Annotated in this window: 8 protein-coding genes; 1 reads left to right on the plus strand and 7 read right to left on the minus strand. The window is 66.0% G+C overall.

Annotation, left to right across the window (positions count from 1 at the left end):
* The 4 genes from AWC08_RS15655 to nicT form a co-directional block, all read right to left on the minus strand.
* Positions 1–1800, minus strand: a complete 1800-nt coding sequence (locus AWC08_RS15655; protein ID WP_065132742.1) for a nickel-dependent hydrogenase large subunit — start codon at positions 1798–1800, stop codon at positions 1–3.
* A 67-nt stretch (positions 1801–1867) separates the two neighbouring features.
* The gene (locus AWC08_RS15660) at positions 1868–2923 is read right to left on the minus strand and encodes an NADH-quinone oxidoreductase subunit B family protein (RefSeq protein WP_065132743.1); all 1056 of its coding nucleotides are present in this window, start codon (positions 2921–2923) and stop codon (positions 1868–1870) included.
* Between the two features lie 312 nt (positions 2924–3235).
* Entirely contained in the window at positions 3236–3571 is a 336-nt protein-coding gene (locus AWC08_RS15665) for a hydrogenase maturation nickel metallochaperone HypA (RefSeq protein WP_065132744.1), read from the minus strand.
* 119 nt (positions 3572–3690) lie between these two features.
* A complete protein-coding gene (nicT, locus tag AWC08_RS15670) occupies positions 3691–4806 on the minus strand; it encodes a Nickel transporter NicT (RefSeq protein ID WP_065132745.1) in 1116 nt (371 codons plus the stop codon).
* Positions 4807–4941: 135 nt separating this feature from the next.
* On the opposite strand from nicT, the gene AWC08_RS15675 reads away from it, so the two are divergent.
* Positions 4942–5415, plus strand: a complete 474-nt coding sequence (locus tag AWC08_RS15675; RefSeq protein ID WP_065132746.1) for a Fur family transcriptional regulator — start codon at positions 4942–4944, stop codon at positions 5413–5415.
* A 1-nt stretch (position 5416) separates the two neighbouring features.
* Here AWC08_RS15675 and mtr read toward each other — a convergent pair whose 3' ends face one another.
* The 3 genes from mtr to AWC08_RS36535 form a co-directional block, all read right to left on the minus strand.
* A complete protein-coding gene (mtr, locus tag AWC08_RS15680; RefSeq protein WP_065132747.1) occupies positions 5417–6796 on the minus strand; it encodes a mycothione reductase in 1380 nt (459 codons plus the stop codon).
* A gap of 7 nt (positions 6797–6803) precedes the next feature.
* The gene (locus tag AWC08_RS15685; protein WP_069433593.1) at positions 6804–7829 is read right to left on the minus strand and encodes an alpha/beta hydrolase; all 1026 of its coding nucleotides are present in this window, start codon (positions 7827–7829) and stop codon (positions 6804–6806) included.
* Positions 7830–7877: 48 nt separating this feature from the next.
* Positions 7878–8454 (minus strand): PE-PGRS family protein (locus AWC08_RS36535; protein ID WP_159459996.1); only part of this gene is annotated, 577 nt, incomplete at its 5' end.

Below are 8454 nucleotides of genomic sequence, written 5' to 3' on the forward strand. Positions count from 1 at the left end.
TTACTCCCCGGCAGGCGACTGGGTGGGCGTGTGCAGTCTCTCCAGCGTCTTGCCCTTCCCGAGGTACATGTGCACACCGCAAGGCAGGCACGGATCGAAGCTGCGCACCGTGCGCATCACGTCGATGCCCTTGAAGTTCTCGCGGTCGTTTTCCTCGAAGATCGGCTGACCCTGTACGGCGTCCTCGTAGGGGCCGGGCGTGCCGTAGCTGTCCCGCGGGTTGGCGTTCCAGGGAGTCGGCGGGTAAGGGTGGTAGTTGGCGATCTTGCCGTCGCGAATCACCATGTGGTGGCTGAGCACGCCACGCACCGCCTCGGTGAACCCGCAGCCGATGCCCTCGTCGGGAACCTCGAACTTCTCCCACGTTTTCGTTCGCCCGGCACGGATCTCGGCGAGCGCCTGCTCGGCGAAGTAGAGCCCGCACGCCGCCGCGTACGCCTGGAAGTAGGTGCGGGCGCGGTTGCGTTCGATCGTGTTGGAGCCGTGCTTGGGCACCTTCCACTCGAACTCCACCGGGCCCTTCAGCGCGGTCTTGGGCAGGTTGATCTTGACGCTGTTGCCGGTGGCCTTGACGTAGCCGATGTCGACCAGGCCGGCCAGTGCCGTCGACCACAACCGGGCCAGCGGGCCGCCGCCGGTGTCCAGTGCCAGATGGTCCTTGCCGTCGAACCAGCGTGGCGACATGACCCAGCTGTAGTTGCCGCCGTCCATCTCCCGCTTCTGCGGATGGGGGTTGGTGTGCTGGTTCCACGGGTGCCGCCGGTCCACCGGATTGCCCAGCGGGTCGGTCTTGACGAACATCTCCTGGTCGGTCCAGTCGTCATAATACGAACTGCCCAAAAGGATCCGGATACCCAGGTTGATGTCCACCAGCGAGTGGGTGACCAGCTTGCCGTCCACCACCACGCCGGGGGTGACATACATGGCGTTGCCCCAGCGCTCCATGTCCTTGTACTCGAAGTTGCACACCTCGGGGTCCTGGAACGAGCCCCAGCAACCCAGCAGGGTGCGGCGCAACCCCACCTTCTCGTAGCCGGGCAGTGCCTCATAGAAGAAGTCGAACAGGTCGTCGTGCATCGGCACGACCTTCTTCATGAACTCGACGTAGCGCATCAACCGGCTCATGTAGTCGGTCATCAGCTGGATGGTCGCCACCGTGCCGACCCCGCCGGGGTACAGCGTGGAGGGATGCACGTGGCGACCTTCCATGAGGCAGAACATCTCTCGGGTCCAGCGGCTCACCTGCAGCGCCTCGCGGTAGAACTCACCGCTGAACGGGTTGAGCGAGCGCATGATGTCGGCGATGGTCTTGTATCCGTGCGCATCGGCGTGCGGTGCGGCGGTCCGCTCGGCCTGGGCCAGCACGCCGGGGTTGGTCTCGGCGACCATCTTTTCGCAGAAGTCCACGCCGACGAGGTTTTCCTGGAAGATGTTGTGGTCGAACATGTATTCCGCGGCCTCGCCCAGGTTGACGATCCATTCCCCGATATGCGGCGGCTTGACCCCGTAGGCCATGTTCTGCGCATAGCAGGAGCAGGTGGCGTGGTTGTCGCCGCAGATGCCGCAGATGCGGCTGGTGATGAAGTGGGCGTCGCGAGGGTCCTTGCCCTTCATGAAGATCGAGTAGCCACGGAAGATCGACGACGTGCTGTGGCACTCCACCACTTCGCGGTTCTCGAAGTCAATCTTGGTGTAGATGCCGAGGCTGCCGACGATGCGGGTGATTGGGTCCCACGCCATTTCGACGAGCTGGCCCGGTTCCCGCTTGGATGTTGACGGTTCGGGAATGATGGTTGTCATAGCGAATACTGCTCTCCGCCCTGCGGGCTGTATGGAGGAAGAGACCGGCGGAGGCCGGTCCGGGCGCTCACCAGGTTCGGCGGGCTCCGGTGACCAGTTCGGTGCCTTTGTGGCGCCAGCGTGGTTCCTTGTCGACGGTCTTTGCGGTGACGTGGCGCAGGCTTCGGATCACGGTCCCGTACAGACCCGAAGCGGTGGAGGAGAGTTTGCCGCCCGGCGGTTCGTCCATGAAAGGCATGAACTTGTCCGGGAAGCCGGGCATCGTGCAGCCGATGCAGATGCCTCCGACGTTCGGGCAGCCCCCGATGCCGTTGATCCAGCCCCGCTTGGGCACATTGCACTTCACCACAGGGCCCCAACAACCAAGCTTCACAATGCATTTCGGCGACCCGTATTCTGTGGCGAAGTCACCCTGCTCGTAATAACCAGCCCGGTCACATCCTTCGTGAACGGTCTGGCCGAACAACCACTTGGGTCGCAACGCGTCGTCGAGTGGGATCATCGGCGCCTGGCCGGTGGCCATGTAGAGCAGGTAGGTCAGCGTCTCGGCCAGGTTGTCGGGATGGATCGGGCACCCAGGCACGCAGACGATCGGTATGCCGGCTTTGCTCTTCCAGTCCCACCCGAGGTAATCGGGCACGCCCATCGCGCCGGTCGGATTGCCGGCCATGGCGTGGATACCGCCGTAGGTGGCGCAGGTCCCGACGGCCACGATCGCCGTTGCCTTGGGTGCCAGGCGGTCCAGCCATTCGCTGGTGGTCATCGGCTGACCCGTGGCCGGGTCGTTGCCGAAGCCGCACCAATAGCCTTCGCTCTTGATCTGCTCGTTGGGAATGGATCCCTCGACGACCAGCACGAAGGGTTCCAGTTCACCGCGGTCCGCTTTGAAGAACCACGCGAGGAAGTCGTCGGCTCCGCCGGTGGGCCCGCATTCGAAATCGATCAGCGGCCAGTGCACGGCGACTTGAGGAAGTCCGGGCAAGGCGCCTAGAGCGATCTCCTCGACACTGGGTTGGGTGGCGGCAGTCAACGCCACCGAATCGCCGTCACAACTGAGGCCGGCGTTGATCCACAGAACGTGAATCAATGTTTGTTCTGCTTTGACTGCTGCTTCTGTTGGCATAACGCAGCTTTCCGGGGCCGAGCTGAAGCCCCTACGCCGCCGGAGTCGACCGTCGGCCCACTTGCGCGGCGCTAAATCTGGGTCTACTCGCGCGGCTGGGCAATGTCAACGGTTCGTCGTCGAAACGTGGTTGTACACGCGTCGACTAGAGTCATGTGCGACCCGGAATAAGTTGGCCCGCAACAATATTAAACTTGATCCGGACCCGTCGACCCTGGCTGTACGGAATCTTATTGTCGACAGCGTTACTTCCGTGTTGCAGAGCATTCGCATGAACTTGCTGCCGCGAGATGTCATCACCCGAGGCCAGTTTCACGTCACGTCCAACGATGCCACCATGAACTCGTTGCCCTGCAAGATCTCGACGTCGGGGCTGTCGCATTGTGGACACCAGACCGACCATTGTGAAGTGATCGCCGACCGGGTGCCGCAGGCGCGGCAGCTCACCTCGGCCGCGACGTGCTCGACCTCCAACTCCGCGTCGGGCATGCCTTCGGCATCTCGCAACAATGTCCAACAAAACGACAAAGATTCGGGCACAACCTGCCTAAGTGCGCCGATCCGGACCCGCACCCGCTCCACGTGGCGCCCCGCGGCGTGGGACTTGGCCACCCCGGCGATCGCCTGACACAGCGACAGCTCATGCACTGTGAGTCGCCTGGACCATAAGCACCAGTTCTACTCTCGGTCCAAGAGCGTCTATGCAGCAGCGGGTCTGAGAAAGAGCAAGTGGCTCGGACGGCCGGCACCGGCGGTGCCGGATCCGGTTAGCTCGCGCGCTCCGTGGCCGGCGCCCACTTCTCCTCGATCCGTCCGTACCGCCACACCAGGAGCGCGACGGCCCAGGTGAGGACGAACATCCCGACCACGGCAAAGCCCACCGTGTTCAGGTCCAGCCCGGCGATCCAGTCCCACAGACCGCCGTGCCAACCGAGATGATCGGCGAACAACCCGAGCAGTTCCACGGTGCCGATCAGCAGCGCCACCGCCACCGACAACCCGGTGACGGTGAGGTTGTAGTAGATCTTGCGCACCGGGTTGGAGAACGCCCAGCCGTAGGCGAAATTCATGAATGAGCCGTCGATCGTGTCCAGCAGACACATGCCGGCGGTGAACAGGACCGGCAGACACAAGATGGCGTACCAGGGCAGCCCGGACGCGGCGCTGGTGCCGGCCAGCATCAGCAGCGCGATCTCGGTGGCGGTGTCGAAGCCCAGACCGAACAGCAGCCCGAGCGGGTACATGTGCCAGGACTTCGTGATCGACTTGGTCAGGCGCCCGAGAAATCGGTTGATCAGGCCGCGGTTGTCCAGCTGCTGCTCGAGTTCCGCCTCGTTGAAATCGCCCTGACGCAACCGCCGGAACACCCGCAGGATGCCGATCAGCACGAAGATGTTCAGCAGCGCGATCAGGTACAGGAACCCGCCGGAGACGGTGGTGCCGATCAGGCCCGTGTAGAAGTGCAACCGTGAGGAGTCGTCCGCAACGGGTCCGACGACGGCGCGCAGGCCCAGTGCCAGCAACAGCGCCAGGGTGAACACCACCGAGGAGTGGCCCAGCGAGAAGAAGAAGCCGACCGCCAGGGGCCGCTGACCCTCGCTCATCAACTTGCGAGTGGTGTTGTCGATGGCGGCGATATGGTCGGCGTCGAACGCGTGCCGCAGCCCCAGGGTGTAGGCCGTGAGTCCGATGCCGACGCCGAATGCCTTGTGGCCCAGGCTCAGATGTGCCGGCTCGACCACTAGGATCAGGGTAAGCCAACCCACTAGGTGCAGCGCCGTGATCACCGCCAGCATGATTCCCAGCCGGCCCCACTCGGCCGGGGACAGGGCTCCCCGCAGCCGCGACCAGGGTGGGGGCCGGTCGAGCTGGGCGTTGGCCATCGGAGATCCTTCCCGCCGTCAGAGACGCGCTCAACTGTAGGGTCGCCTGCGAGCTGGTTGCAAGTGATTCGCAGGAGCCGGACGCGCCGATGGTCCGAACTGGCAATCCCGGCCTCACGGCGCGACACTGAACGGGTGACGACTGAACCGGCGGGCCTGGACCCGGCGGCTACCGAACGGATCGGCGAACTGCTACGCGCCCGCGGGCTGCGGCGGATGGCCTCGCGGATCCAGGTACTCGCGGTGCTGGAACCGTTCGACGGGCACCTCTCGGTGGCCGAGATCCAGCACCGGCTGCCGGCCTGCCTGGCCCCGGGAGTGCAGCCGCCCGACCTCGCGACCATCTACCGCACCGTGACCACCCTGGTCGACCAGGGTGTGCTGCACGCGTTGACCCTCGACGGCGGAGTCACCACCTACGGCATGGCCACCGCCCCGCATCACCACGCCGTCTGCACACAGTGCGGGGCGATCATCGAAGTGCCCGCCCGCCAGCTCAGCTCGGCGCTCGAACACGCGATGGCGGGCAGTTCCTTCGCCCTGTCCGAGCGCGCCGGCCTGACGCTGCACGGCCTGTGCCCCGCCTGCCAGCAACGCACGCGGGACTGAATCAGCTCAGGCCCAGCAGGGCGTTCTCCACCACTTCGGCCAGCGCGGGGTGGATCCAGTACTGGCCGCGGGCCATCTCGTGCGCGGTCAGTCCGAAGCTCATCGCCTGGATCAACGGCTGGATGAGTGAGGAGGCCTGATAGCCCATGAAGTGCGCGCCCAGCAGCCGGCCGGTGCCGCGTTCGGCGATCAGCTTGAGGATTCCGGTGGTGTCCTCCATGGCCCATCCATAGGCGACGTCACCGTAGTCCTGGATCTTGACCGACACGTCGAACCCCTGTGCCACGGCTTGGTTTTCGGTCAGTCCGACGCTGGCCAACTGTGGATCGGTGAACACCGCGGACGGGACGAACCGGTGATCGGTGACGGCCATCGAGGCGGTGTCGTCCCAGTCGCACAGCAGATTACGCTGTACGACGCGCGCCTCGTGATTGGCGACATGCTTGAGCTGATACGGCGACGACACGTCGCCGAGCGCGAAAACCCCACGCGCCGAAGTTCGTTGGTACTCGTCGACGACGACGCGGCCGAACTCGACGTCGATCCCGGCCTGCTCCACGTCGAGCAGGTCGGCGTTGGATATCCGACCGGTTGCCACCAGCAGCGCGTCGGCATCCAGGGTGCTGCCGTCGTCGAGGCGCAGCGACACCCCGGACCCCCGGTTATGCCCGCCGACCACATTGCGGTGCGTGCGCAATTCCCACTTGCCGGCCACGACGCGGGTGAACCGTTCGCAGATGGTGTCGTCGCAGTGACGCAGCAGGCAACTGCCCCGCACCACCAGTGTCACGCGCGAACCCAGCGCGGCGAACACGTGGGCGAATTCTGCTGCCACGAAACCACTTCCGACGATAACCAAGTGCTCGGGCAGTTCGGGAATACGCATGATGGTGTCGCTGGTGTGGTAGGTGACGCCGCAGGCGGAGATGGCCGGCGGAACCGTGGGCCGCGACCCCGCGGCGATTACCACCTGTTCGGCGGTGAACTCCTCCCCGGCGTCGGTGCGCAGAAGATAACGCCCGTCGGCGGCGGTCGGTCCGAAACGCGTGTGACTGCGATACACGTCGATGTTGGGGGCGGACCGGCGGTAGTCTTCGCCGCTGGGCCCGATCGGATCGATGCGCCCGAAAACCCGGGAAACGATGTCCGTCCACCGCACGCCGTCGATGTGCGCATCGACGCCGTACCGGGCCGCGCCCCGAACGGTTTTGGCCACATCGGCGGCGTAGACGAACATCTTGGTCGGGATGCACCCGACGTTGAGGCAGGTGCCGCCGAAGACGCCCTGCTCACAGATCGCCACCCGCTTGGCCGCATAGTGCTCGTTGAGAATGCTATTGCCCGAACCGGTTCCGATGATCGCGAGGTCGTAGGTCTCCATCGATGCGTCACCCTTTCCCCGACTGGTTCTCGGGTGGGACCGAGGCGTCGGTGTCGTTGAGCCTGCTGAGATGGTCGTCCAGCCAGCGGTCGAGATGGCGATAGGCTAGCTGAGGCGGTCGGGAAAGGGACAGAAACACATCGTGTTTGGCGTCCGGCACCGGAATGATGCTGGTGCGGTTGCCGATACAGCCGGCCCACCGGGCGATCTGGCTGACGTCGAGCACCGCGTCGCCGTGTTGCAGGGCCGCCGGTTCGGCGCTCTCGGGCACGGTGTGATCCGAACGCAGGATCAGGTTGGGCACCCCGACGTCCAGCCCCCGGTGCAGCCGGGCCTGGCCGCGGCGCACCGCATGCAGCCAGCCGAACGTTACCGGGAAGCCGCCCAACGGTTTCCACTGCAGGTTGTAGTCGAATTCGCCGTGGTAGTCACGGTGCAGGCTGGACCCGTAGCCGCCGCTTCCGCTGGCCCGCGCGACGCCCTTACTGCGCATTCGCGACAGCGCGGCGATGGTGGCCGAGGTGACACCCAGACGCAGAATCGCGGGGCCGTGCAGGTCGAGGAACGGGCTGTTGAGCACCAGACCGGTGACACCGGCCCGCGCGATCGCATCTTGCCGCCGCAGCCGGTCCAGCCACAGCGACACGATCAGCCCGCCCGCCGAATGGCCGTACATCAGCACCTTGGTGTCGGACTGCTCGCGGATCAGCGCCACCGCACGGTTGAGTTCGTCGTCGTAGTGGGCCAGGTTGGTGGTGAAGTGCGGCGTCTGGTCCGGTTGGTGCGAGCGACCGCACTTGCGCAGGTCCAGCGCGTAGAAGGTGAAGCCGCGGTCGGCGAAGTGGTCGGCCAGTGCGGTGTGGAAGAAATAGTCGGTGTAGCCGTGCACGGCAAGCACGGCGTGGTCGGCCGCTGTTTGCGGGCCACGGCGAACAAGCGTTGCGACGATCTCGCCCTCACCGTCGGGGTCGGGCCCGAGCGGGAAGGTGAACTGCCAGTAGCCCGGCAGGACGTCGGGCACCCAGCCAGTCACGAGGCCAGCTTAAACGGGGCAGAGCTCCTGCTTGCGCCGCAATGCCTGTTAGGGAATGCCCGGGTTTCCGTTCTGTCCCAGTAGCTGCCCGCCGGCACCGCCGACGCCGCCGCGCGGTCCAGGATTGGGTCCTGCCCCGGCATTGCCACCGTTGCCGCCGTCGCCGATCAGCCGGGCGCTGCCCCCGGCGCCGCCGTTGCCCGCGTTAGCCGATCCGATCGAGTCCCCCCCGGCGCCGCCGTCGCCGCCGTTGCCGATCAGACCACCGGTTCCTCCGGTGCCACCCACACCACCGAAGCCGGCGGTCGTGCTGAAGCCACTGCCGCCGCGTCCGCCCGCCCCGCCGTTGCCGAACACGCTGCCGGCGTTGCCACCGGCACCACCGTTGCCACCGCTGCCGCCATTACCGCCGCCGCCGCCGGCGCCGCCAGAGCTGAACAGGCCTCCGGCGCCACCGATTCCACCGGCACCCCCGAGCGAGCCGTCTCCGCCGACTCCGCCGGAGCCACCCACCGAGCCGAACAGTCCGGCGGAACCACCGTCACCGCCGGCCCCGCCGTTGTTACCCATAAGCGCCAGGCCGCCGGCCCCGCCGTCGCCGCCGCCGCCGAACAGCCCCCCGGCC

It is taken from the genome of Mycobacterium gordonae (genome assembly GCF_002101675.1).
GTDB classification, from domain to species: domain Bacteria; phylum Actinomycetota; class Actinomycetes; order Mycobacteriales; family Mycobacteriaceae; genus Mycobacterium; species Mycobacterium gordonae.

What these genes read in the sequence shown, in the direction of transcription:
- mtr (WP_065132747.1), bottom strand. Translation starts at nt 6,796, where the DNA reads ATGGAGACCTACGACCTCGCGATCATCGGAACCGGTTCGGGCAATAGC.
- nicT (WP_065132745.1), bottom strand. Translation starts at nt 4,806, where the DNA reads ATGGCCAACGCCCAGCTCGACCGGCCCCCACCCTGGTCGCGGCTGCGG.
- AWC08_RS15655 (WP_065132742.1), bottom strand. Translation starts at nt 1,800, where the DNA reads ATGACAACCATCATTCCCGAACCGTCAACATCCAAGCGGGAACCGGGC.
- AWC08_RS15660 (WP_065132743.1), bottom strand. Translation starts at nt 2,923, where the DNA reads ATGCCAACAGAAGCAGCAGTCAAAGCAGAACAAACATTGATTCACGTT.